This window comes from Heliobacterium mobile, from assembly GCF_009720735.1.
Classification (GTDB): domain Bacteria; phylum Bacillota; class Desulfitobacteriia; order Heliobacteriales; family Heliobacteriaceae; genus Heliobacterium; species Heliobacterium mobile.
In genome coordinates this window covers 19,621-41,932 of sequence record NZ_WNKU01000010.1, presented here as the reverse complement: position 1 = coordinate 41,932, position 22,312 = coordinate 19,621, and the positions used below count along the sequence as shown (strand labels likewise).

The following is a 22,312-nucleotide window of genomic DNA, read 5'->3' as shown; positions in this document are numbered from 1 at the left end:
GGGAAGCAGCAGTGAGGGAGGTCGACCTATGGGCTTTTACAATCGACTTAAACTGGCGCCTAAATTTATTCTCGGAGTCGTTCCGTTGTTGGTAATCATGGCCGTCGCGATTACCTGGTTGCCCGATTTATTTGTGACGATTGCGGAACAAAACAGGATCCAGGAATCAAAAATGATAGCCGAAAAACAGACGGACGTACAGACTTTTTTGGCTAAGCACGTGACGGGACAACGTCCGGAAGACCCCGTTTTTACCATTAAGTACACTTCTGACAAGTACCGCAACCCGAAAGACGCGCCTGATGCTTGGGAAAAGCAGATGATTGAACGGCTTTCTAAGGATAAGAACTTGGACCATTACTCAGAAGTGCTCGGTTCTAACGGTTACCGTGTATTGCGTTTTGCCAAGCCTCTCTATATCCAGCAAGCCTGTCTTCCCTGTCATGGCGAACCAAAGGGCCAGTTGGATCCTCTCGGGCATGAAAAAGAAGGCTACAAAGTCGGTGAACTCCGGGGAGCGATCAGTGTAACCGCTCAACTGGAAGGACTGTCGAAAGAGAAAGTGGCCATGATTAACCTGTCCGTCACGCTCGTTGTACTCCTGTTGACGGTTATGGTTATATACATGATGGTTCGAAAATATGTCAGCACGCCCCTTGATGGCATTGTCAACGTGGTCAAAGGATTGGCCCAAGGGGATTTGACAACTCGGGTCGACGAACATAACCAATCCGATGAAATCGGAGAATTAACCCGCTGGTTTAACCAGATGATTGAAGAGCAGTCGAACCTGGTCGGCACGGTTCGACGGGCTGCCGACGAGTTAGTTCACTCATCAAAACAAGTGGCAGCCACGAGTGATCAGGTATCCATAGCTGCATCGGAAGTGGCCGGCAATATTCAACATGTGGCCAGGGACGCATCTATTGGGAACGAATCCATCATGGAAGCGACGAAAGTACTCCATGATTTCTCGAACATGATCCAAAAGGCCAAACAGCAGGCCCTGTCGGCGGCCGACAATTCGAAGGTGACAGAGCAAGCGGCTGGTGAAGGCAAAAGAACCATCGCCGAAACAGTCGTACGGATGGAAAAAATCAAAGAAAAAGCAGCTGAAACAGAGGACCATATCTCTACGCTAAGTGAATACTCCCAACAGATCGGTTTAATTACAGACACGATCACCAGCTTAGCCAACCAGACTAACTTACTCGCCCTCAATGCGGCGATCGAAGCGGCACGTGCTGGCGAAGCCGGCAGAGGTTTTGCGGTTGTCGCCGAAGAGGTTCGTAAATTAGCGGAGCAATCCAACCAAGGCGCCACCGAAGTGGCCGCTTTAGTCCGAAAAATCGCCGAAAGCACGGCTGCCGCCGTCCTAGCTATGCAGCATAGCCGTTCAGAGGTTGAACAGGGCGTAGTCGTTGTCAACAAAGCAGGAGATGTTTTAGAGAAAATTCTTACCGCCGTCGACAATACGGTGCGGGATATCGAAGAAATCGGACAGGTCACCGAAGAAGAGGTTCATACCTCCGGGAAAATCCTAGAGTTGATTCAAGAAATCGCTCGAATCATGGAAAATACGGCTGCAAATGCTCAGGAAGTAGCTGCCTCGACGGAACAAACGTCAGCATCGATGGATACTATCGCTCATAGCGCTGAAGAGTCTAACGCCATGGTGACGGAGTTGAAGAAAACCGTAGATGTCTTTAAGATCCTTTAATCAAGTTCTGCGATCACCGGGAGTTTAGTCTCCCGGTTTGTTTTTTTCCTGCTATAATAAAAAATAGTTTAATAATTGACACTGGTGGGAGTGAAACCCATTGAACAAAGGACTTATCGGGGTAATCTGTACGCTGGCCATCGTCCTCGTTGGTTGCGCTGTCACGTCCAAAACGGCCTCTCTGCCACAAGAACCAGTGACGACGACCTCCGAAGTATCAACTGCCTCAAGCCAAGAGGGTTTGGCAGATCCAAAGGATGACAGCAAGGAGTCGGTCAATACCGATCCGAACTCCCGTATTCAAGAAGGATACTGGTTTATGCAGCAAATCGTGGAGCAAATCAACGATCGTGTGGAGAAAGATGTCAATCGATATGGGCATTTAGAAACGTCCCAATGGTTTTCTGATGTGATTTTGCCACAAGTTCAGTTGCTTAAGGAACAGATGAGTAACGAACATAATCCCCAAGAGGATAAGGAACTGCGACGGATGATAGAAGTGCAAATGGATCGATTAGAATTTACCATTCGCGATTTCTCATCGGTCTTTGCTCAGAAGAGCGATGATGGCTACGCCGAAGCCATGGAGAACTTCCAAAAGATCAAAGAAAATCAGAGCAGGATCGGACAAAAGCTAGCCGCAATCCAGAGCCCCCGATAGTTATGACAAGATAATCTGATGGACTGGAAAAGGAAAAAACGTCTCTAACGGCGAAGGTCATTGTTAGAGCGAGCGCTGCCGCGGTTAAAAATCCACCAACCATGTGGTTACCGTAAGAGGCAGGAGGAAAAATATATGAACTTCTTCATTCCAGAATACCGAGTTTTTGCGTTGTTTCGAACCATCGCAGTCATCGCTATGGTGCTATGGAGTTACTTTTATCCAGATATGGTCGAGGGCAAATCTTTTACAAGTGGAATCACTTTTTTAATCCTCTATAGTGTCTGCTTAACTCTCCTACTCTTTGCAAAAAGAAACCTAGCTAAACAGATCTATCTGTGTGCTTTCATCCTTGATCTGCTTTTTCTAGCTCGAATTATCCCCCTAACAGGAGGCGTAAATAGCGAATTTTTTCTCGGCTACATTCTCATTAATGCCCTATACAGTACTTGTTTTGGCCTGCAAAAAGGTCTAATTTGGGCGTGCCTGTCATTGATCTTATACCTCATGATCAACATGCCCCTGCCAGAAGGTGTTTATTGGGGTGATTTAGTTTTACGAGGAGCCACGTTGCTGGTGACTACAGCAGTAGTCGGATATCTATCGGACTCTGTGCAAAAGACAGGAAAAGAATTAGAACGCAAAGTCAGCGAACTATCGGCGTTAACGGAAGTCTTACACACGATCAACTCGAGCCTGGAACTTCCCCAGGTGTTATCATCGATCGTAGAGTTATCAGCTTCTATCATGAAGGTAAAGGCTTGTACCGTTCATATTTGCGAAGCTGAGACAGGTTTACTCCGGCTTGCGGCTGAACTCGGCTTCCACTCGCTTCGCGGTCGACTGCTCCCTATGCAAAAGTGTTTCATGGGAAAAGCGGTCGACACAGGCAATCCCATCGTATACATAACCGAATCAAAGCCCGACGAATCCTGTGGCGATTTATTGGTGAGAGAAGGCTTTTGTTGTGCCCTTTCGGTTCCGCTCGTCAGCCGGAGTCGCACACTGGGCGTATTGACTGTATTCGCCGATGAACCACACGCTTTTTCTGACGATGAAGTTCAGTTGATGGACATCTTAGCCAATCAAATTGGTAACGCCATTGAAAACGCCACCTTATATAAGCAACAACAGGACCTTCACTTGGCTATCGTGCAGGCTTTCGTGGCGGCCATCGATGCGAAGGACTCTTATACACGAGGCCATTCGGAGTATGTTCACCGCTATGTAACACGAATGCTTGAGCGTTTGGAGATTTCTGCAGAGAGAGCACAACAGATCGCCACAGCTGCGATTTTACATGATATCGGAAAAATTGGCATCAACAGCAATATCCTGCAGAAACCGGGTGCGCTAACAGAAGAAGAATACGCAGAAATCAAAATGCATGTGACCATCGGTGAGCAAATTATTTCTCAAGTAGCCCATTTTCGCGAACTGGCGCCGATTGTCGGTGCCCACCACGAGTGGTATAACGGCAAAGGCTACCCCGACGGGCTGAAAGGGGAGGAGATTCCCTTAGGTGCACGGATCATCGCTGTGGCCGACTGTTTTGAAGCGATGACGGCAAACCGGGTATACCGAAGAGCGCTGCCCAAAGAAGTGGCTATCGCGGAAATCATCCGCTGCAGCGGTGTACAGTTTGATCCGCAGATCGTACAGATCTTTGTTCAACTCGTTGAAGAAGGACTACTCGACGATATGAGCATACAGACCCAACGCGAAAAAAGGGAGGATGCGGGAGCTTGATCGAACGACAAAGAATCATTCAGGAATTCATTGAACTATGTGCGATCTCTTCGCCCGGTGGCGGCGAGCGTCAAATCGCTGATCGGTTGACCGCAACGCTGACACAGATGGGCTTCCGAGTCGAAGAAGACGATGCCGGTACGAAAATCCCCGGTAATGCCGGAAACCTCTATGGCCGCCTCGAGGGAAACGGTTCCGGCGGGGCTATTTTTTTCAGCGCCCACATGGATACGGTCGTCCCTTGTGATAAGGTTACACCGGTCATCCGGGACGGAGCCATCTATTCCGATGGAACTTCCATCTTAGGTGCCGACGACAAAGCCGGCATTGTGGCCATTTTGGAAGCACTGCGGGTATTGTTGGCAACGGGAGAGACTCGGCCGACCATCGAAATCATCTTTTCCGTTCAGGAAGAGGGGGGCCTCAAAGGGGCCAAAGTTTTCGATATCGGATGGCTTCAGTCCAAGATGGGCTATGTGCTCGATGCCTCTGGAGAGCCAGGCACGATTATCACCAGTGCACCTTTCCAAAACCATATCGAAGCTGTATTGTATGGACGGACTGCCCATGCCGGTATCTGTCCTGAAGAAGGTGTTAGCGCGATTAAAATCGCTTCTCGAGCTGTTCACCGGATGCGCTTGGGCCGCATCGACAAGGAGACGACAGCGAATATAGGGACGATTAACGGCGGTTCAGCGACGAATATTGTTCCTGAACGGGTCATCATCACCGGTGAGGCCCGTAGTTTACGAGAAGAAAAGTTGGAAGAACAGACAAGACATATGGCGGCATGCTTTCAACAGGCTGCACAGGACTTAGGAGGGCGGGCCGAAGTCAAGGTGAACCAGGTATACCCCGGATTCATTTTGACAGAAAAAGATCCCGTCGTCGCCCTGGCGTTGAAAGCGGCCCAAAGCCTCAACTTTACCTCGCAACTGGTGCCCATAGGGGGAGGATCCGATGCGAATATCTATAATGGTGCCGGTCTCCCTACGGCGAATCTGGCGATAGCCATGGAAAAAGTGCATACCAAAGAGGAATTCATCACGATAGATAACCTGGAACGGAATAGCCGCTATGTTTTAGAGATTATTCGCCAGTATGTGAAGGACCCCGCCCTTTCATAGTAAGGTTTGCAAAGAGATCCCGAAAGGAGAACGAATGGAACACCTAAAAGAAAAGACCTTGGAAAGTGAACAGATTTACCAAGGTAAGTTTATCAGTGTCCGAAAAGACCGGGTTACACTGCCCGACGGTACTTCCTCTTACCGGGAAATCGTTGAGCATCCCGGTGCTGCTGCTATCGTCCCGCTGACGTCGCGCAATGAGGTAATTCTGGTGCGACAGTGGCGTTATTCTATCGAAAAGGTTTCCATTGAAATCCCTGCGGGAAAGCTCAGTCCCGACGAAGAACCTCTCGATTGTGCTCAACGGGAACTAGCTGAAGAGACCGGTTTCGCCGCGAAGAAATGGCAGCACCTGCTCAGTTTCTACGCAAGTCCCGGCTTTTGCAACGAAGAAATGCATCTCTACATCGCCCGTGAACTGGTCATCGCCGATGCGAAGCCCGATGATGATGAGTTTGTAGAGCCGCTGGTCGTTCCTTTGGAGGCGGCCTTGGAAATGATTGAGACCGGTGAGATCACCGATGCCAAGTCGATTATCGGCTTATTGGAAGCCGCTCGCATATTGCAACGGGAAGAGGATTAATGGGAACATATTTCGGCGATTTTCATGTACACTTGGGTCGCTCTGACGCGGGGCGGCCCATTAAAATTACAGCAGCCAAAAACCTTACCTTGGAAGCTGCCCTCTGGGAAGGTAAGCACCGCAAAGGACTTGATCTCCTGGGAGTCATTGATGCAGCTTGCCTGCCTGTGATCTCTGATTTGGAACGGCTGATCGAGCGGGGAGAGCTGGAGGAGCTCTCTGGCGGCGGTTTTCGTTACCAGAAGGAGATGACATTTCTCGCCGGTGCGGAAGTGGAAACAGAGGAAAAAGGCGGCCCAGCCCATTTCCTCGCCTACCTGCCAACTTTAGAAAGTTTGAAGGCCTTCTCCCGGAGCGTGTGCGATTGGGTGACCAATCCCAATTTAAGTTCTCAGCACTGTCGCTGCCGTGCCTCCGATGTATTAAACCGGGTCGTTGAACTGGAAGGGGTCTTTGTTCCGGCCCACGCCTTTACTCCTCATAAAGGGCTATTTGGCCAAGGTGTCGACGACTTGGTGGAAGCCTTTACAGAAGGGGAACTCGATCACATTTGGGCGTTAGAATTAGGGCTTTCTTCTGATACGACTTTGGCCGATCGCATTCCCGGCCTAAAGGGTTTTACCTACCTGTCCAACTCCGATGCCCACTCATTGCCAAAAATCGCCCGCGAATACAATGCGCTGGAATTGGAGTCGCCCACTTTTTCCGAATGGGTCAAAGCATTGCGCAGACAAGAGGGGCGTCGTATCATCGCCAACTATGGACTTGATCCCAGGCTAGGCAAGTACCATCGCAGTGCTTGTCCCCGTTGTGAGACCATCACCACCGTAGAGCCGCCGGATTTTGGTCCATGCCCGAGCTGTGGCGCTCAAGTGCTTACGCCAGGGGTGCTTGACCGCATCGAATGGTTATCTCACCACGGCAACCGGTCTGTCCGAGACAGTGCCGATGTCTACGAGACTGTCGATCGGCCGCCCTATGTTCACCAGGTTCCGCTGGAATTCCTCCCTGGGATTGGACCAAAAGCGCGGCAAAAACTTCTCGAAGCTTTCGGTACGGAAATGAACCTGCTCCACCGGGTGACCGATGAAGAGATCCTAGGGCTGATGGGGCCGAAAATAGCTGCACCCCTCTTGGCACAGCGTCACGGAGAATTGACATGGACCGATGGAGGCGGGGGCCGTTACGGGCGGGTTCAGATGAAATAAGCGACCTCTCAATGAGGTCGCTTAAGTTATTTATATATCATGGAAGGAAATAACATCCCGCCGTCGAACCAATCAGACGAGAGAAACAGAGGAGGCACGAAAATGGCGTGGTTTCGATTGGAAGATGTACAGCGAGCCGTTTATTCTCTCGGAGTCATGACAAGTATGAACGGTTATCTCCCCGATTACGTCATCGACAACTACCTGGACGTCATAGACGATTCTGATTCTTCTTTGGAAAAGGTCTTTTACCAGCTACTTGCTCAAGAGTGCCCTATCGCCTATGAGTGTTTTCTAAGTTACAAAAAACAAACGGCATAAAAAAATCCCCCAAACAGGTTTGTTTGGGGGGAAGCGTAGGAAGTGCTTCCAGTTCCATAGGGAGTAACTTAATGGTAGCATGCTAATTGAAAAAGTGCAAGCGAAAACTATCTTTTTTACAGATGCACTGATAAGCAGAAATCGGCCTGAAGCAATCAAATTTTGTAATGGCTCCTTTTCTTTTGCATATGCATAAGTATCCAGTTCTAAAGGGGAAGGAAGGCTGTTTCGTGGTGCTTATGCTGCAAGGAGGGTACATGTCGGCGGGACGCCGGCACTTACATAGTCACTGGGCTTTGTATATTGTCGTCATCGCCATTATCGCGGTCGGGATTGCTTCAGGCGCCATAGCCTCAAAAATATTGCCGCCGGGACAGGCTGAAGAGTTGCAAACCCGTGTGATCAGCGCCTTTCAAAGTGCCAGGACCGGTGTCGACTATTCCTCACTCCTTTCCCTTGCGGTGACGCAAAACCTGAAAGCGATTGGTCTCATACTTTTTCTGGGGTTAACCGTGTTAGGACTGCCTTTTATCGCGGCCTTTCTTTATTTCCGTGGCTTTGTTCTCGGTTTTGCCGTGGGCTTTCTGATCTTAACTCGGCCAACGGACGGGATTTTTGTGGTTTTACTCACCCTTGTTCCATCCAGTTTAGTCTTCCTTCCGGCGCTGATCTTCGCCGGCGTCATGGCCCTGGCCTTCACGTTATGGCTGGTTAAGGGTCGTCAGCGCAGCCCCGTTTCCTTAAGCCAAGCCTTGCTCCTTTATGCCGGCGCTGGTGCCGGCGTGATGGTGCTCGCAACGGCGGCAGGATTGATTGACGCGTACGTAACGCCGGGGTTGTTGCGTATTTTTTATAGTTAATAGGGTATAGGGTTAATGCGGGTTACAGGTTACGTACCCTCAGTTTCTGTGAGGCCTCCATACAACGATATGGACAAAAAGAGACCACCGAAAGGGAAAAATTCTCCTTATCGGTGGTTTCTTTTTTGGAGTCGCTATTTTATTCTCCAGGGTAGATCTCATAAGAAGGGCGAATGCTGCCGTATAGGCCGGTCCCACCGGATTGCATATTGGGGGCGCCATAGTCGGGAAGAGTATTGGCTACACTCTGCGAAAATTGATTTCCGGTCGTATGGACAGGAGTAGCGTTGACAGGAGTGGCGTTAAGCGCATTTGCATTTGACAAGGAACGGGCGACGATATAATTACGACGACGAGCCATCATAAATTCCTCCTTTCGACATTAATCGGACTTAGTTTGACCAAGAGAAAAAAGGTCTAAGCAAAAAATATTTGGAAAAATATAGAATTATATTCTAGCCTGGTTTTTGTTTACATAAAATTTTATTAGTCGGGAGGGATGAGACTTGCTCTTTGTGATGATCACCAAAGTTCAGCGTCGGCTCCGGACATTTGTACGGCTGCTGGTAGTGTTGCTCGTCCTGGCTCTCTTGATCCCATCTTTGTTTACCATTAACGAGCGCTATGCAGCCGTACCGAAAGAAGAACGGCCCACGGGACAGCCGTTGCGGGTCGAAGAACCGCAGCTTTTAGATCAATTTGTAATCAAATGGAAGGAGTGGACGGAGAAGAAACCATGACAACCGATTCTTGCCAATGGAGCCGGCCCGATACTAAGGCCGAAATCAGTCGATTGCTGCAGGAGGGCGATGGGTCCCTCCTGGGCAGAGGGACAAGCCTTCGCAACGGAGAAGCCCGGCAGAACAGCAAAGGTACACTGGTACTTATGGACCGGATGAATCGATTCCTGAATTTCAATAAAGTGACCGGTACGCTTCGATGTGAAGCCGGCGTAACCATCAAAGAAATTATGGACATCTTTTTGCCGCAAGGCTGGTTTCTTCCCGTCACTGCAGATACAAAACAGGCGACATTAGGCGGTATGGTCGCGGCCGATACCCACGGGAATAACCACCATAAGAGCGGATGTCTCTCCGAATATGTAACAGGACTTGAAGTTATGGTCGCTTCTGGGGAAATCGTCTATTGTTCCCGCGAGGAAAATGCCGATCTCTTCAGCGCTACCGTTGGCGGCATGGGGTTGACGGGTATTATCCTCACGATCGATCTAGGTCTTCGAAAAGTTCCTACGGCCTATATGAGCGTCAATTACGAAAGAGCACGTGATTTAGATCAGCTCTTAGGCCGTCTGCTTCAAGCCGATGAAAGTGATGAATATGTGACAGCTTGGATTGACTGTACGGCTGGAGGCAGCGACTTGGGTCGAGGGATCGTTATCCAAGCCAGTCATGCTGTGGTGGAACAGCTTCCGCCGGAAATGAAAAACACTCCCTTGATTCTAGAACCGGAAAAAGCCGCTTGTTTTCCCTGTTCTCTGCCTGAATTCCTTTGGCACAGAAAAAGCGTTAAACTGGTGAACAGTCTTTATTACCTAGGGTCCATGTTCCGAAGAAATCCGAATCGCCTCGTCGATTGCAATCGTTTCTTTTATGGCCTCGATCGCCACGGCCATAGAGAGCGCTTTTACGGGAAAGAAGGTTATGTACAATACGAGTGTGTCATTCCCCATGATCACGTCCGTAATGCCCTCGTAAAACTGTTAGAAAAGATCGGCCGTCTTGAAAGGGTATCTTGTCTAGCCAAGCTGAACGTCTGCGGCCCCTGTCAGCCGGTTGGTTTATTGTCTTTTCCCATGAAGGGCGTGGCACTGAACGTCGATATCCCCGTCCGACCGGGGCTGCTCGTGGTATTAGACGAACTCGACCAGTGGGTCCTCCAAAACGGTGGACGGACTTCCCTCAACCATGACAACCGGATGAACGCTGAGTTGTTCCAAGAGATGTACCCAGATGTTTACCTGTGGAAAAGCATAAAACACAAGTATGACCCTGATAATCGCTTTATGTCCCACCTAGGTCGGCGGCTGCAGCTAACGGGGGTGGAGCAATGAGAAAAAAAATATTGATTTTAGGCGCCCAATCACCGATTGCCCGGGCTACTGCAGCGGAGTTCGCCCGGCAGGGAGCGAGTTTGTATCTGGCCGATACGAACAGTGAGGAGATCTCCCGCATTGCTTCAGACCTTTGGATTCGCATGAACGCATTCGTCCGTTATGGCTCTTTCGATGCATCCGAATACGATGAACACTCCGCCTTTTTTGCCAACGTAGTCGAAGAAATGGATGGGATCGATGGGGTTGTCGTGGCTCTCGACGAACGAGGTTCCCATAGCGAAGCGGTAGAACGCTTTTTGGAGGCCAAACGGATTATCGAAATCAACTATCTGGGAATCGTTTCGGTCTTAACGGCGGCAGCCAATTATCTGTCTGAGGAACGGAAAGGCTTTATCATCGGCGTCACGTCAGGGGCCGGTGATCGGAATGTCAGCAATTATCTGTATGGATCAGCGAAAAATGCCTTTGCCCACTTCTTGGACGGCCTTAGAAAACGATTGAAGAACAGGGATGTCCGAGTGATCACCGTCAAGTTGAAGACAGACATCGCCGAAGAGGCCCGATTGAAGATCCGAATTACCGCCCAAGAGATCGGCCAAAGGATTGCCCTCAGTCGCTTTAGAAAGCCGGACATCATCGTTCTCCCCAGTTTTTGGCCTTTTTTTGTGGCCATCGTACGGCGATTTTTTGAAAAAGTGTGGGAGTATATCAAAGGGTAAATCGGCAGGACAAGGGATCATCAGATCAGACCCAACCCTTGAGAATCATAGTTCTCTTCAGGCGAAAAAAGGCTGCACAACGGACAAAGTGCGGCCTTTTCTTTTGCCCCACAGAAGCTGTGGCTGGAAGGAATCCCCGCAGATCAGGTCGAAGATCTTTCGACAAGGAGGCTGAAAGCCCTGCAGCATGTAGATATATTTCTCACCCACTTGGCCGTGGAGCGAGGCTTGTCGGTCAACACCATTGAAGCGTATCGTCGCGATCTGGACGACTTGTCTGCTTTTTTGCGTGCGCAGGGAAGCAAAGATTCGGAAGAAATCAACCGTAACGATTTGGTGGCCTATCTCTATCACGTCCACAAGCGAGGGTTGTCCCCGGCTACCCGGGCTCGCCGCCTGGCCGCGATCAAAGGTTTTTTTGCCTTTCTGCTGGAAGAAGGCCTCCAACAGGAAGATCCGACTGAACTCATCGACGGTCCACGGCTGCATCGCCCCTTGCCGGACGTGCTCAATGTGGAGGAAGTCATCGCCTTGCTCGAAACGCCCCCCCGCACCACCGTCGGTTTACGGGACAAGGCGATGCTGGAGACGATGTACGCTTGCGGGCTGCGGGTCAGTGAACTGGTCGGACTCACCTTGGACCAAGTGCGTCTGGACATCGGATTCGTCCGGGTCGTCGGTAAAGGCGCTAAAGAGCGCATCGTCCCCCTGGGCAGTCACGCCCGGCAAGCCATCGAGGAATACCTGGAAAAAAGCCGTGGTAAGCTACTGGGACAGACAGGGGAAAAACACCTCTTTGTAAACCAACGAGGAAAAGCATTGACACGGCAAGGTTTTTGGAAAATTTTAAAGGCCTATGTCGAGCAAGCAGGGATCCTGAAGGACGTGACCCCGCACACCCTGCGGCATTCCTTTGCGACGCACCTGCTGACGAACGGAGCCGACTTGCGGGCAGTTCAGGAAATGTTGGGACATGCCGATATATCGACGACTCAGATTTACACCCATCTTACGACTGGACGTATCCGGGAGGTCTATGACCGCAGTCATCCTCGAGCCCGTATGCACAAGCGGGCAGAGGAGGCTCCCGTCAATTCCCGATGAATGAAAAGCAGAAGAAGGGATTCTATATGCGCAACAAACGGGTTATTCTCATCGTGTTGGACAGCGTGGGCATCGGGGAACTGCCTGATGCGGGTCGTTATGGTGATGAAGGGAGTAATACATTAGGGAACATCGCCCGGGCTGTCGGAGGACTGAAGCTTCCTCATTTAGGCCGTTTGGGTTTGGGACGGATTGCGCCCATCGAAGGAGTGCCTCCAGAGGTTCGTCCAACAGGGGCCTTTGGAAAGATGGCAGAACGGGCTCCCGGGAAGGACACGACGACAGGTCACTGGGAATTGGCCGGGGTCATCTTGGACAAGCCCTTCCCCACCTATCCGGAGGGCTTTCCTCGAGAAGTGCTCGATGCCTTTGAGCAAGCCATCGGCCGTAAATGCTTGGGCAATGTAGCCGCATCGGGAACAGAGATCATCGAACGTCTCGGCTCCGAACATATGAGCACAGGCTATCCTATCGTCTACACATCGGCCGATTCGGTCTTTCAAATCGCAGCCCACGAAGAGGTCATTCCTTTACAAGAACTCTACCGTTACTGCCAAATCGCCCGGGACATCCTCACCGGTGACCATGCGGTCGGGCGAGTGATCGCTCGGCCCTTTTTAGGATGTCCGGGAAGCTTTACCCGGACGACAAATCGTCACGATTACTCCTTGAAACCACCGGGCCGGCTTATCTTTGATGTTGTCAAAGAGGCTGGCCAGGATGTAGCTGCTGTGGGAAAAATCTATGATATATACGCGGGTCAGGGTATAACGAAGCCTGTGACGACCAAGTCCAATATGGAAGGTATCGACCAGACCTTGTCCTTTATGAGAGATATAGACAAAGGTATGATCGTGACGAATCTGGTCGACTTCGACATGCTCTACGGTCACCGGAACGATACTGAGAAATATGCCCAGGCGCTAGAAGCTTTTGACCAGCGGCTCCCGGAGATTCTCAATGCTTTACAAGAGGGGGATCTGCTGATTCTGACCGCGGATCACGGCTGCGATCCGACGACCCCCTCAACGGATCATTCGCGAGAATATGTGCCTGTGATTCTGGCCGGTTCTGCCGTTCCGGCAGGCACCGATCTGGCTGTGCGCAATACCTTTGCCGATGTAGGGGAAACGGCCCTCGCCTGGCTCGACTTGCTCAGTTTAGGTGTCGGTGAATCGATGCTGAAATAGAATGGGGGAAGTTCATGCGGGCTTATGATATCATCGCCAAAAAGCGGGATGGGCAGGCACTGACAGGGGAAGAGATCCGTGCTTTCATCCATGGCTATGCCCAAGGAGATATTCCCGACTACCAAGCTGCAGCTTGGTCTATGGCCGTCTATCTAAAGGGCATGAACGTCCAAGAAACGGCGGCTCTCACCGAAGCGATGGTCACATCGGGAGAACAGATGGACTTGTCGGCGATTGACGGTGTGAAGGTCGATAAGCACAGCACCGGCGGTGTCGGTGATACGACCACCTTGATCCTGGCTCCGCTCCTGTCAGCGATGGCGCTTCCCGTGGCTAAAATGTCTGGGCGTGGACTCGGCCATACGGGAGGAACCCTGGACAAACTAGAAAGTATCCCGGCCATGAAGGTGGGCCTGTCAACGGATGAATTCATCGATCAGGTACAACGTATCGGTATCGCCGTAGCCGGGCAGACGGCGAATCTGGTACCGGCTGATAAAAAGCTCTACGCTTTACGGGACGTCACGGCAACGGTTGAATCGATACCGCTCATCGCTTCCAGTGTCATGAGCAAAAAACTGGCCTCGGGCGCCGATGCCATCCTGCTTGATGTCAAAGTCGGCCGAGCCGCTTTTATGAAGACAAAAGAAGAGGCCTTAAAACTGGCTCAGGCGATGGTAGATATCGGCAGTCGATTAGGCCGTCGCACGATGGCCTTGCTCACATCGATGGAACAGCCCTTAGGCAACGCGGTCGGCAATGCCCTAGAGGTAGCCGAAGCGGTAGCCACTCTGGCTAATCAAAGCGATTGCGGCTTTGGACCTGTTTCAGCGGAATTAAAAAAGGTTACCCTGGAACTGGCCGCCCGTCTCGCCTGGATGGCTGGTAAGGCGAGCAGTGTAGAGGAAGCGATGGTACTAGCGGAGGAGAAGCTGAGCTCCGGCGAAGCTCTAGCGCGGTTCCGTTTGTTTGTCGAGGCGCAAGGCGGTGACGGACGAGTCGCCGAAAACCCGGAGGAAATCCTGCCGCGCAGCACCTATCGAGAGCCGGTACGAGCCGAAAAAGCGGGTGTCGTCACATCCTTAGACGGGTTGATCATCGGCCAAGCGGCAGCACTGCTCGGTGCCGGGCGCAGTAAAAAAGAAGATGCCGTCGATCCCGCCGTCGGTGTCGTCATCCATAAGCGTATCGGTGATCCGATAGAGCCTGGTGACGTGCTGGCCGAGATTTTTGCCAATGACCGCGGCCGTGACGAAGCAAAGCAACTAGTTCGTAGCGCCTATACCATTTCCGTAGGAAGTGCTCAGGTGCCTATACTCCCGCTCATCCTTGGTGAGGTTCGGCCGGAGCAGTGAAGTGAAAGAGCAAGAAATGACTCACCGACAGCTTGCCGAGGCCATCATCGATCAACATAACGCCATGACTTTGGCGATTGTCGACGGCGAGGGATTTCCCTGGCTGGCACCGGTCTACTACGTGCATAAGGATTTTCATTTTTACTTTTTCTCCGATCCTGCCTCCCGTCATGCCTCAGTCCTCTCCCTTACAGAGGAAGACCAATCGGTCCCGGCAAGTGCCGCCATTTACAACGACCCTGACGATTACAGACACATTCGGGGGTTGCAAATGAAGGGGTGTCTCAAGCGAGTCACCGGCAGAGGTGACCGTGCTCGGGTAATGACTGCGTTCGGGCTGCGATTTTCCTTCTTCGCCAGGTTTCTTCAAGAACCGAGGTTGCTCAAAAGCCTTCAAAAAAACGAACTATACCAGTTTAGCGCACAAGAACTATGGATCACCGACAACAGCCGCCTCGGCTTCGGTCGTCGAGCTTCTTTCCAACCCTGATGCAGCTATTCCAGAACTGGTAGAAGATGAAAAGACCAACGTCATCGGAAACGAATACGAAGCGACTGCCAGAATGACCCTATCCCCCTCAGGAAATACTGATACTGACCAGCAGACGGAAACAGATAGAGGGGGAATAGGCATTGCATCGATGTTGGAAAGGGCTTCCGGTCTTTGTTGCCTTCCTTGTTCTTTTTAATGTACTTCCCATGCGAGCCTGGGCGGCTCCTACTCCAACTCCGGCACCGCTGCAGACGGAGGCTGATTCGGCCGTCCTCATGGATCCGACGACAGGTACGGTACTCTTTGAGAAGAATCCTCATAAACGGGTTGCCCCAGCTAGTGTGACCAAGCTGATGACCATGTTGATCGCTGTGGAAGCCTTGGAACAAGGGCGAATCAGCTTAGAAGACAGAGTGGTTACCAGCCAACGAGCTTACGAAATGGGCGGTTCCCAAATCTACCTCGAACCGGGTGAAGAGATGTCCATGAAGGACCTCCTCGCTTCTATCGCCGTCCAGTCGGCCAATGATGCCTGTGTGGCTGTGGCCGAACACTTGAGCGGTTCCTATGAGGCTTTCGTGGAAGAGATGAATAAAAAGGCCGAATCGCTGGGTTTGCAGAACACCCATTTCGCGAACCCACACGGGTTGCCGGCAGAAAACCACTACACCTCGGCGTACGATATGGCTACCGTCGCCCGGGAAGCCTTGAAATACCCAAAAGTGCGTGAATTTTTCTCCATCAAACACTATAAAATTCGTCCTGACAGCGCAAAGCCCATGCTGTTAGACAACCACAACAAGCTCCTCTGGTGGTATCCCGGGTCAGATGGTTTTAAGACTGGTTGGACGAGTGAAGCAAAGTACTGTCTCGTGTCTACAGTCGAACGAGAGGGCTTGCGATTCGTAGCCGCGGTTTTTGGTGTACCGGAAATACGGGGACACTTCAAAGAATCGATGAAGCTGTATAACTACGGTTTTGCTCGCTACACCTATAGATCGGTAGCCAAAGCCGGTGAAGTGCTCGGCAACGTTCCGGTAGGTAAGGGAGAGAAAGAAACCGTCTCTGCAATACCGCGGGGAACACCGGGAATTTTAGTGGAACGAGGGAAAGAGAAAGGTATCGAATCGCGCATTGAGCTGCAACCTTATGTGGACGCGCCTGTAAGTGCAGGCCAGAAGATCGGCGAACTGGTCATCCTCCAAAGCGGCAATGAAATTCGCAGGGTTGATCTCGTCGCGAAAGAAGAGGTAGCTTCAGGTAAATTCTCTACGATGATGACCAAGATGATGCAGAAAATGTATGGATTCCAATAAGCTTCGCAACCTTCGGTCAGGACAACCTTTCTGCCTAAATCACTCCCTCCGTTCGTTACACTTCGGAGTTTTTCGAGGGATATAGTCCTCTATCATAGCCTTAACGTTGAATATGGCCCGTTGCAGGTACGGCGTATGCCGTACCTATAATTTTATCCTACAACCTGCTCGTAGGAAGGATTTTCCAAATTATCGTCGAAGGGAATGATATATAAGGTATCTTTGCGCATAAAAAGGACGGTGACCCTAAGTGGACTTAGATGCCAGTTTGTCCGGTGAGACATTGGTCGTTCGCCTCTATGGTGAACTCGACCTAAGGGTGAGCGATCACTTGCGGCCTCGTCTGGATAAAGAGTTGGACCGGCAGCGAGTAAAACATCTCCTATTCAATTTACGGGGCGTTGACTTTATCGATAGTTCTGGTATCGGTTTTATCTTGGGGAGGTACAAAAAGGTAAAGGCTCAAGGCGGAACGGTAGCCTTGACCGGACCAAATCGGTCCGTTCATCGCATCCTGGATTTGTCCGGTATGTACAAAGTGATGAGCGGTTTCGCCAACGAATCGGATGCGCTAAAGGCTCTGGAAGGAGGGAAGCAGGTGTGAAACATAAAAACACGGTCAAGCTGGAGTTCCCCAGCATTCCCGATAATGTGGCTCTTGCTCGCGTTGTCGTCGGCACCATGTTGGCGAACATGGATTTTACCCTTACCGATGTGGACGATGTAAAAGTTGCTGTATCTGAAGCGGTCTCCAATGCGGTCCTCCATGGCTATCAAAATCGGTCCAATGGATTGGTTTATCTGACCATCACGGCGGAACCAGAAGGGCTAGAGATCATCGTAGAGGACTACGGTCGAGGAATTCATGATGTGGAAAAAGCTCTGGAACCAGCTTTTTCGACACTTCCGGAACGGATGGGCATGGGTTTTGTCTTTATGAAGTCATTTATGGATAAACTGGAAATAGACTCTCAAGTGGGCCGCGGAACGCGGGTGCGGATGTTTAAAGCATCCCTGCAAGCGATGCGAGCCGTCCAGTAAGGGGACCACCATGAATCAACGGCTTTCGGAGATGAACCTTCCTCGATTCCCTCTCTTAGGCGAGGCGGAAACGACTTGCCTGCTTAAACTTGCTCAGAATGGAGATAGCGAAGCACGGGAGCGCTTGATCCAGTGTAATCTTCGCCTCGTTTTCAACCTTGTCCAGCGCTTTCAACACCGAGGTTATGAACTGGAGGATCTCTTCCAGATCGGCACGATCGGTCTCATCAAGGCCATTGACAAGTTTGATTTATCCTATAATGTTCGCTTCAGCACCTATGCCGTACCGATGATCATCGGTGAAATCCGGCGCTTTCTGCGAGACGACAGCCCGATCAAGGTCAGCCGATCCTACAAGGAAGTAGCTCAGCGGGTTCATCGGATCCGTCAAGAGTTAAACGGTACTCTGGGACGTGAGCCTACCGTTCCTGAAATCGCCTTGGCCATGAATATCCCCGTTGAAGATGTGATCGAGGCCTTGGAAGCAGTGCAGGCTCCGACTTCGATCCACGAAACATTGTATCAAGACGACGGCGATCCGATTTTTCTCCTCGATCAACTCGCTTCAAACAATGCCGAAGAGACTAACTGGTTTGACCACTTGGCCCTCAAAGATGTCCTTTCTCGCTTATCGCCGCGGGAGCGAGAGATTTTGCAGATGCGTTTTTTTGAGGACAAGACCCAGACGGAAGTGGCGAATCTCATCGGCTTATCCCAAGTCCAGATCTCACGGATTGAGCGGGCAGCCTTAAAGAAGATTCGTGACATGTTGGACTATGCCGAAGATGTGGCTCCCCCGGGGGACGGCAGCGGAGGATAGGCGTAAGACATCTAGGGAGAATAGCCAGAACCTAAATAGGTTAGCTTAGAGACAGCAGAAAGTTAACCCTTCGAATTTGATTTCCTTGGCATACTCCCGAAATGGTGATGCATATGATTCGCCCAAAAAAACGCATATGGATCGTGGGGATCATAACGCTCCTTGCGCTAAGTGGCCTGGGGTTATGGTGGTTATGGCAAAAGGATAAACCTCCGAAGGAATCTGTATTGGTAAAGACGGTTCAAACGGTTCGATGTACAGACATATATTCATATACCCTTTATGCAGCTTTTTAGACGCATTCTTACTAGCAATAGATGGCAAGAAATGAGTAGATCTCTCGATAGAAAATAAGCAAAGACCGCCCTAGTCGGAAAAGACGAGGGTGGCCTTTCTTTTTTGGTATAAAAGCCTAGTGAATCATTCAATAATACATGAAGGAGCGGGCGGTCTCGGCAGCAGTTTGACATGATAAGGAGAGAAGGATGGGAAAATCCAAAAAACGACGGGTCATCGTGATCACCGATGGCGACCACGTAGCCAAGAAAGCCATCGAGATTGCTACCCGAAACATCGGTGGGCGGTGTATATCCCTCTCAGCTGGTAATCCGACGCCGCTAAGCGGAAAAATAATCGCCAAAAAAATCTTATCGACACCTCATGATCCCGTGGTTGTGATGGTAGACGACCGCGGAGTCGTCGGCATGGGTGCCGGAGAACAGGCTTTGCAGGAACTGACGGAGGATCCCCGGATTCAGGTGATCGGTGCAGTTGCTGTCGCCTCCAACACGATCGGTGCGGAAGGCGTCGAGGTTCACGCTTCCATCGACCGTCACGGCCGAGTCTGGTCCGGACCTGTCGATAAAAACGGCTATCCCGAACCGGAAGGTCACCGCTATTTAGAAGGGGACACCGTGGAAACCTTGAGTAACTTATCAGTTCCGGTCATCGTCGGCACAGGGGATATTGGAAAAATGCAAGGCGCCGATCACGTGCGCTTCGGCGCACCGATAACGACAAAAGCCCTCCGGGAAATCCTGCGCAGGGCTGAATCCATGGAATAGGAGTTACAGCATGGATGAGAGAGAGACGGCCCAAGGGGCCGGAGCTTCCCGCAAAGTGAAAGAACCGGAGTTTTCTGAAGCCAAGATCACTGACGACTTACAGACGAATTTGATGCAAATCGATTCGGAACTGGGTGTCAATGTGGGCTTTGATGTAGGCTGTCGAAAGATGGATATTGCCGGCCGGAAAGCGGCTTTGTACTACGTCAATGGTTTTACAAAAGATCTCGATATGCTCCAGATCATGCGCAGTCTGGACGATTTCGAAAAAGGCGCGAAAGAAAAAGAACAATTTAGCATTGACCACCTGGTGGACCGGTACCTCTTTTATCTACAGGTGACCAAAGAGGCCAAGATTCGTCAAATTTACTACCACATCTTATCTGGGCGGATCGCCATCCTTTTCGATGGCGAAAAAGAGGCCGTCATCGTCGAAGCCCGCCAGATGCCGGCGAGACAGCCTGAAGAACCGGACATTGAGCGAGTCGTCCGAGGCAGCCGCGATGGCTTTACGGAAACGATCGTTACGAACACGGCCTTAATCCGCCGCCGGATCCGTGACCCCCGCCTTCGGTTTAAGCTGACACAAGTGGGCCGTCGTTCGCAAACGGACGTTTGTATCGCTTACATCGAAGACATCGCCGACCCCCATCTGATTGACGAAATCATGGAACGCGTCAACAGTATCGATATCGATGGACTGCCGATGGCTGAAAAAACGCTGGAAGAGTTCATCACCGGCAACGACTGGAACCCCTATCCCCGTGTGCGCTATACAGAAAGACCGGACGTGGCGGCCCAGCATCTGCTAGAAGGCCATGTGCTCGTCATGTGCGATACGTCGCCATCAGTCATGATCGCACCGGTCACGGTTTTTCACCATTTGGAACATGCGGAAGAGTACCGCCAAAACCCCCCGGTAGGGATCTATTTGCGGATCGTCCGTTATGCGGCGATTTTCGCGTCTCTCTTTGTGTTGCCCTTATGGGTTCTCGTCACCTTACATCCCACATTGTTACCACCGGGGCTGGCCTTCATCGGACCTAAGAAAATGGGAAATGTTCCGATTCTCGCACAAGTGCTTATCGCCGAATTCGGCTTAGATATGCTGAGGATGGCAGCGATCCACACACCGACGCCGCTGGCCACAGCACTCGGTTTAATTGCGGCTTTCATGATCGGTGAGGTCGCCATCAACGTAGGACTTTTCAACCCCGAAATCATCTTGTATTTGGCTGTAGCCGCTGTGGGCTCCTTCGCCACCCCCTCTTATGAGTTAGGACAGGCCAATCGACTTGTCCGGCTATTTCTCATCCTGATGACGGCTGCCTTCAGTTGGATTGGATTGCTGATCGGTGTTTTGGCTTTTCTGGCTCTAGTCATCCGGACAAAGTCCTTCGGAAAACCTTACTTCTGGCCCTTAGCACCGATCAACGTCAAAATGATCCCTGTGGCACTGTTGCGTGCACCTGTACCAGCGAAGCGCCTTCGGCCGCAGATGCTCGATCCCATTGATCCCGATCGCTTGCCCGATGCTTACGCCGGAGCCGCCGGCGGTGCAGCCCAAGGCACCCCTCAGACCCGAAAAAATCAACAGGGTGGGAGCCGAAAATCGAGCAAGACAGAGCGGGAAAAAGTCAACAAGGTAAAAAAAAATGATTCCAAAGTCATCCCGATCATAGGAACTTCGAAAATAGAGGCCCCAAGCCAGGATAATGAAAAAAGTTCCGGCTCTCCTCGTTGGCGCCAGCAAAGGCGAGGACTCTGGACTTGGTTCAAGACAAAAATGGGAGGCAAAAAACGGTGAAAATCACCTCGGTTCTCACCTTAAGTCCGACCAAAGTGGAAGCGGAGCGCCCACCGATTATTGGAATCCCTCGTGCCCTTGGTTACTACGAGTACCTGCCACTGTGGAGAGCTTTCTTTGAATGCCTCGGCTGCAGTGTCGTTCTATCACCAGTAACGAACAAAGCCATCTTGGATCAAGGGGTGCGGGCTTCTGTCGACGAGGCCTGCCTCCCAGTAAAACTATACTATGGTCACGTGAAGGCTCTCAGTGGGAAAACGGACTATGTCTTCGTGCCCCGCATGATCAGCGTTCAATCGAAGACCTACCTATGCCCGAAATTTCTCGGCCTTCCCGACATGTTGCGAGGTGCTGCCGCTTTTGATTCAACCTATCCCCAGATGCTGGTGGCTAACGTGAACAGTCGGCTCTCAGGAGGCGGCTGGGATAAGGCTTTAATGGAAGCGGCGGAAGAACTCGGTTTTTCCCGTTTACGGATTCGGGAGGCTCAAAAAATCGCCTGGAAAGCCCAAAAGGATTTCGAGCATCGCCTGATACAGGGGGAGTACCCACCATCAGCCCTAGCGATCTGGGAAAAAAGCGGACGGGTTCTTGAACCGGAAGGGGTTTTACCGAGGAGCACCAAGCGACGGGAATCGGCCCCCTCCGGTGGTCCCCGCATCGCCGTCATGGGCCATTCATACCAGCTTTTCGATTCCTTTACCAGTATGAATCTACTGGCCCGATTGAAAGCCAAAGGTGTTCGAGTGATCACGCCGCTGGCTACGGATGATGAAAAGTGCCGCCAAGCGACTCGTTTTCTCCCTAAACGGCTTTTTTGGTCCTTCGGCCAAAAGTTGCTTGGAAGTTCTCTTCACCTAATGAACGAACCGCTCGACGGCCTCATCTATGTAGCGGCCTTCGGTTGCGGTCCAGACAGCATGATCGGGGAGATGGTCGAACGCCATGCCCGCCGTCTCGATCAAGTCCCTTATCTACTGCTGACTATCGATGAACATACCGGCGAAGCCGGTGTGGTGACGAGAATTGAAGCTTTCTTGGACTTGATCACGCGGCGGAAGGAAGGGCATCTTCTGTCGGCTAAAGCCCAATTAGGATAA

Annotated in this window: 22 protein-coding genes and 1 pseudogene; 22 read left to right on the top strand and 1 reads right to left on the bottom strand. The window is 51.2% G+C overall.

Translation table 11 applies throughout. The features are described 5' to 3' along the window. The first annotated feature begins 28 nt into the window (after positions 1-28). The 8 genes from GJ688_RS10020 to spoIIM all read left to right on the top strand — a co-directional run bounded on the left by GJ688_RS10020 (position 29) and on the right by spoIIM (position 8,229). Positions 29-1,720 (top strand): methyl-accepting chemotaxis protein, encoded by a 1,692-nt coding sequence (locus GJ688_RS10020; protein WP_155476419.1) that lies wholly within the window; start codon positions 29-31, stop codon positions 1,718-1,720. Positions 1,721-1,820: 100 nt separating this feature from the next. Then, entirely contained in the window at positions 1,821-2,381 is a 561-nt protein-coding gene (locus GJ688_RS10015) for a hypothetical protein (protein WP_155476418.1), read from the top strand. Positions 2,382-2,516: 135 nt separating this feature from the next. Continuing rightward, positions 2,517-4,130 (top strand): HD domain-containing phosphohydrolase, encoded by a 1,614-nt coding sequence (locus tag GJ688_RS10010; RefSeq protein ID WP_155476417.1) that lies wholly within the window; start codon positions 2,517-2,519, stop codon positions 4,128-4,130. Beyond that, the gene (locus GJ688_RS10005) at positions 4,127-5,257 is read left to right on the top strand and encodes a M20/M25/M40 family metallo-hydrolase (protein WP_155476416.1); all 1,131 of its coding nucleotides are present in this window, start codon (positions 4,127-4,129) and stop codon (positions 5,255-5,257) included. Before GJ688_RS10010 ends, GJ688_RS10005 begins: the two co-directional genes overlap by 4 nt. Positions 5,258-5,291: 34 nt before the next feature. After that, the gene (locus tag GJ688_RS10000) at positions 5,292-5,840 is read left to right on the top strand and encodes an NUDIX domain-containing protein (protein ID WP_155476415.1); all 549 of its coding nucleotides are present in this window, start codon (positions 5,292-5,294) and stop codon (positions 5,838-5,840) included. Further along, positions 5,840-7,048 carry an endonuclease Q family protein gene (locus tag GJ688_RS09995; RefSeq protein ID WP_155476414.1) on the top strand — a complete coding sequence of 403 codons (1,209 nt, stop codon included), beginning with the start codon at positions 5,840-5,842 and terminating at the stop codon, positions 7,046-7,048. The genes GJ688_RS10000 and GJ688_RS09995 overlap by 1 nt, the downstream gene beginning before the upstream one ends. Positions 7,049-7,150: 102 nt before the next feature. Then, the gene (locus GJ688_RS09990) at positions 7,151-7,369 is read left to right on the top strand and encodes a hypothetical protein (protein ID WP_155476413.1); all 219 of its coding nucleotides are present in this window, start codon (positions 7,151-7,153) and stop codon (positions 7,367-7,369) included. 239 nt (positions 7,370-7,608) lie between these two features. Next, complete coding sequence (spoIIM, locus tag GJ688_RS09985; RefSeq protein ID WP_235910911.1) at positions 7,609-8,229, top strand: stage II sporulation protein M; 621 nt, start codon at positions 7,609-7,611, stop codon at positions 8,227-8,229. A gap of 139 nt (positions 8,230-8,368) precedes the next feature. On the opposite strand, the gene GJ688_RS09980 is transcribed toward spoIIM, so the two are convergent. Further along, complete coding sequence (locus GJ688_RS09980) at positions 8,369-8,590, bottom strand: hypothetical protein (protein WP_155476411.1); 222 nt, start codon at positions 8,588-8,590, stop codon at positions 8,369-8,371. A gap of 145 nt (positions 8,591-8,735) precedes the next feature. On the opposite strand from GJ688_RS09980, the gene GJ688_RS09975 reads away from it, so the two are divergent. From GJ688_RS09975 to GJ688_RS09910, 14 genes and pseudogenes are all read left to right on the top strand, one after another. Continuing rightward, complete coding sequence (locus GJ688_RS09975) at positions 8,736-8,969, top strand: hypothetical protein (RefSeq protein WP_155476410.1); 234 nt, start codon at positions 8,736-8,738, stop codon at positions 8,967-8,969. Further along, positions 8,966-10,300 carry an FAD-binding oxidoreductase gene (locus GJ688_RS09970; protein WP_170291852.1) on the top strand — a complete coding sequence of 445 codons (1,335 nt, stop codon included), beginning with the start codon at positions 8,966-8,968 and terminating at the stop codon, positions 10,298-10,300. Before GJ688_RS09975 ends, GJ688_RS09970 begins: the two co-directional genes overlap by 4 nt. Beyond that, positions 10,297-11,022, top strand: coding sequence for an SDR family NAD(P)-dependent oxidoreductase (locus tag GJ688_RS09965; protein WP_155476408.1), 726 nt, complete (start codon positions 10,297-10,299; stop codon positions 11,020-11,022). Before GJ688_RS09970 ends, GJ688_RS09965 begins: the two co-directional genes overlap by 4 nt. Positions 11,023-11,139: 117 nt before the next feature. Continuing rightward, positions 11,140-12,126, top strand: a complete 987-nt coding sequence (gene xerD / locus GJ688_RS09960; protein WP_407928949.1) for a site-specific tyrosine recombinase XerD — start codon at positions 11,140-11,142, stop codon at positions 12,124-12,126. 26 nt (positions 12,127-12,152) lie between these two features. Continuing rightward, positions 12,153-13,316 carry a phosphopentomutase gene (locus tag GJ688_RS09955; protein ID WP_155476498.1) on the top strand — a complete coding sequence of 388 codons (1,164 nt, stop codon included), beginning with the start codon at positions 12,153-12,155 and terminating at the stop codon, positions 13,314-13,316. Between the two features lie 14 nt (positions 13,317-13,330). Further along, a complete protein-coding gene (locus tag GJ688_RS09950) occupies positions 13,331-14,671 on the top strand; it encodes a pyrimidine-nucleoside phosphorylase (RefSeq protein WP_155476406.1) in 1,341 nt (446 codons plus the stop codon). A 1-nt stretch (position 14,672) separates the two neighbouring features. Further along, on the top strand, positions 14,673-15,161 hold the full coding sequence (locus tag GJ688_RS09945; protein WP_155476405.1) for a pyridoxamine 5'-phosphate oxidase family protein: 489 nt from the start codon (positions 14,673-14,675) through the stop codon (positions 15,159-15,161). Between the two features lie 209 nt (positions 15,162-15,370). Next, positions 15,371-16,480, top strand: a complete 1,110-nt coding sequence (locus GJ688_RS09940) for a D-alanyl-D-alanine carboxypeptidase family protein (RefSeq protein ID WP_155476497.1) — start codon at positions 15,371-15,373, stop codon at positions 16,478-16,480. 250 nt (positions 16,481-16,730) lie between these two features. Further along, positions 16,731-17,084 carry an anti-sigma F factor antagonist gene (gene spoIIAA / locus GJ688_RS09935; protein ID WP_170291851.1) on the top strand — a complete coding sequence of 118 codons (354 nt, stop codon included), beginning with the start codon at positions 16,731-16,733 and terminating at the stop codon, positions 17,082-17,084. Next, positions 17,081-17,521 (top strand): anti-sigma F factor, encoded by a 441-nt coding sequence (spoIIAB, locus tag GJ688_RS09930; RefSeq protein ID WP_170291850.1) that lies wholly within the window; start codon positions 17,081-17,083, stop codon positions 17,519-17,521. Before spoIIAA ends, spoIIAB begins: the two co-directional genes overlap by 4 nt. A gap of 10 nt (positions 17,522-17,531) precedes the next feature. Then, positions 17,532-18,341, top strand: a complete 810-nt coding sequence (gene sigF, locus GJ688_RS09925; RefSeq protein WP_155476404.1) for an RNA polymerase sporulation sigma factor SigF — start codon at positions 17,532-17,534, stop codon at positions 18,339-18,341. A gap of 485 nt (positions 18,342-18,826) precedes the next feature. Continuing rightward, entirely contained in the window at positions 18,827-19,405 is a 579-nt protein-coding gene (locus tag GJ688_RS09920) for a stage V sporulation protein AE (protein ID WP_155476403.1), read from the top strand. Positions 19,406-19,517: 112 nt separating this feature from the next. Next, positions 19,518-20,939: pseudogene (locus GJ688_RS09915) on the top strand (spore germination protein); the annotation flags it as partial. Positions 20,940-21,208: 269 nt separating this feature from the next. Next, positions 21,209-22,312, top strand: coding sequence for an acyl-CoA dehydratase activase-related protein (locus tag GJ688_RS09910; protein ID WP_328597349.1), 1,104 nt, complete (start codon positions 21,209-21,211; stop codon positions 22,310-22,312).

What these genes read in the sequence shown, in the direction of transcription:
- GJ688_RS10020 (WP_155476419.1), top strand. Translation starts at nt 29, where the DNA reads ATGGGCTTTTACAATCGACTTAAACTGGCGCCTAAATTTATTCTCGGA.
- GJ688_RS10010 (WP_155476417.1), top strand. Translation starts at nt 2,517, where the DNA reads ATGAACTTCTTCATTCCAGAATACCGAGTTTTTGCGTTGTTTCGAACC.
- GJ688_RS10000 (WP_155476415.1), top strand. Translation starts at nt 5,292, where the DNA reads ATGGAACACCTAAAAGAAAAGACCTTGGAAAGTGAACAGATTTACCAA.
- GJ688_RS09995 (WP_155476414.1), top strand. Translation starts at nt 5,840, where the DNA reads ATGGGAACATATTTCGGCGATTTTCATGTACACTTGGGTCGCTCTGAC.
- GJ688_RS09990 (WP_155476413.1), top strand. Translation starts at nt 7,151, where the DNA reads ATGGCGTGGTTTCGATTGGAAGATGTACAGCGAGCCGTTTATTCTCTC.
- spoIIM (WP_235910911.1), top strand. Translation starts at nt 7,609, where the DNA reads ATGCTGCAAGGAGGGTACATGTCGGCGGGACGCCGGCACTTACATAGT.
- GJ688_RS09980 (WP_155476411.1), bottom strand. Translation starts at nt 8,590, where the DNA reads ATGGCTCGTCGTCGTAATTATATCGTCGCCCGTTCCTTGTCAAATGCA.
- GJ688_RS09970 (WP_170291852.1), top strand. Translation starts at nt 8,966, where the DNA reads ATGACAACCGATTCTTGCCAATGGAGCCGGCCCGATACTAAGGCCGAA.
- GJ688_RS09965 (WP_155476408.1), top strand. Translation starts at nt 10,297, where the DNA reads ATGAGAAAAAAAATATTGATTTTAGGCGCCCAATCACCGATTGCCCGG.
- GJ688_RS09955 (WP_155476498.1), top strand. Translation starts at nt 12,153, where the DNA reads ATGCGCAACAAACGGGTTATTCTCATCGTGTTGGACAGCGTGGGCATC.
- GJ688_RS09950 (WP_155476406.1), top strand. Translation starts at nt 13,331, where the DNA reads ATGCGGGCTTATGATATCATCGCCAAAAAGCGGGATGGGCAGGCACTG.
- GJ688_RS09940 (WP_155476497.1), top strand. Translation starts at nt 15,371, where the DNA reads ATGCGAGCCTGGGCGGCTCCTACTCCAACTCCGGCACCGCTGCAGACG.
- sigF (WP_155476404.1), top strand. Translation starts at nt 17,532, where the DNA reads ATGAATCAACGGCTTTCGGAGATGAACCTTCCTCGATTCCCTCTCTTA.
- GJ688_RS09920 (WP_155476403.1), top strand. Translation starts at nt 18,827, where the DNA reads ATGGGAAAATCCAAAAAACGACGGGTCATCGTGATCACCGATGGCGAC.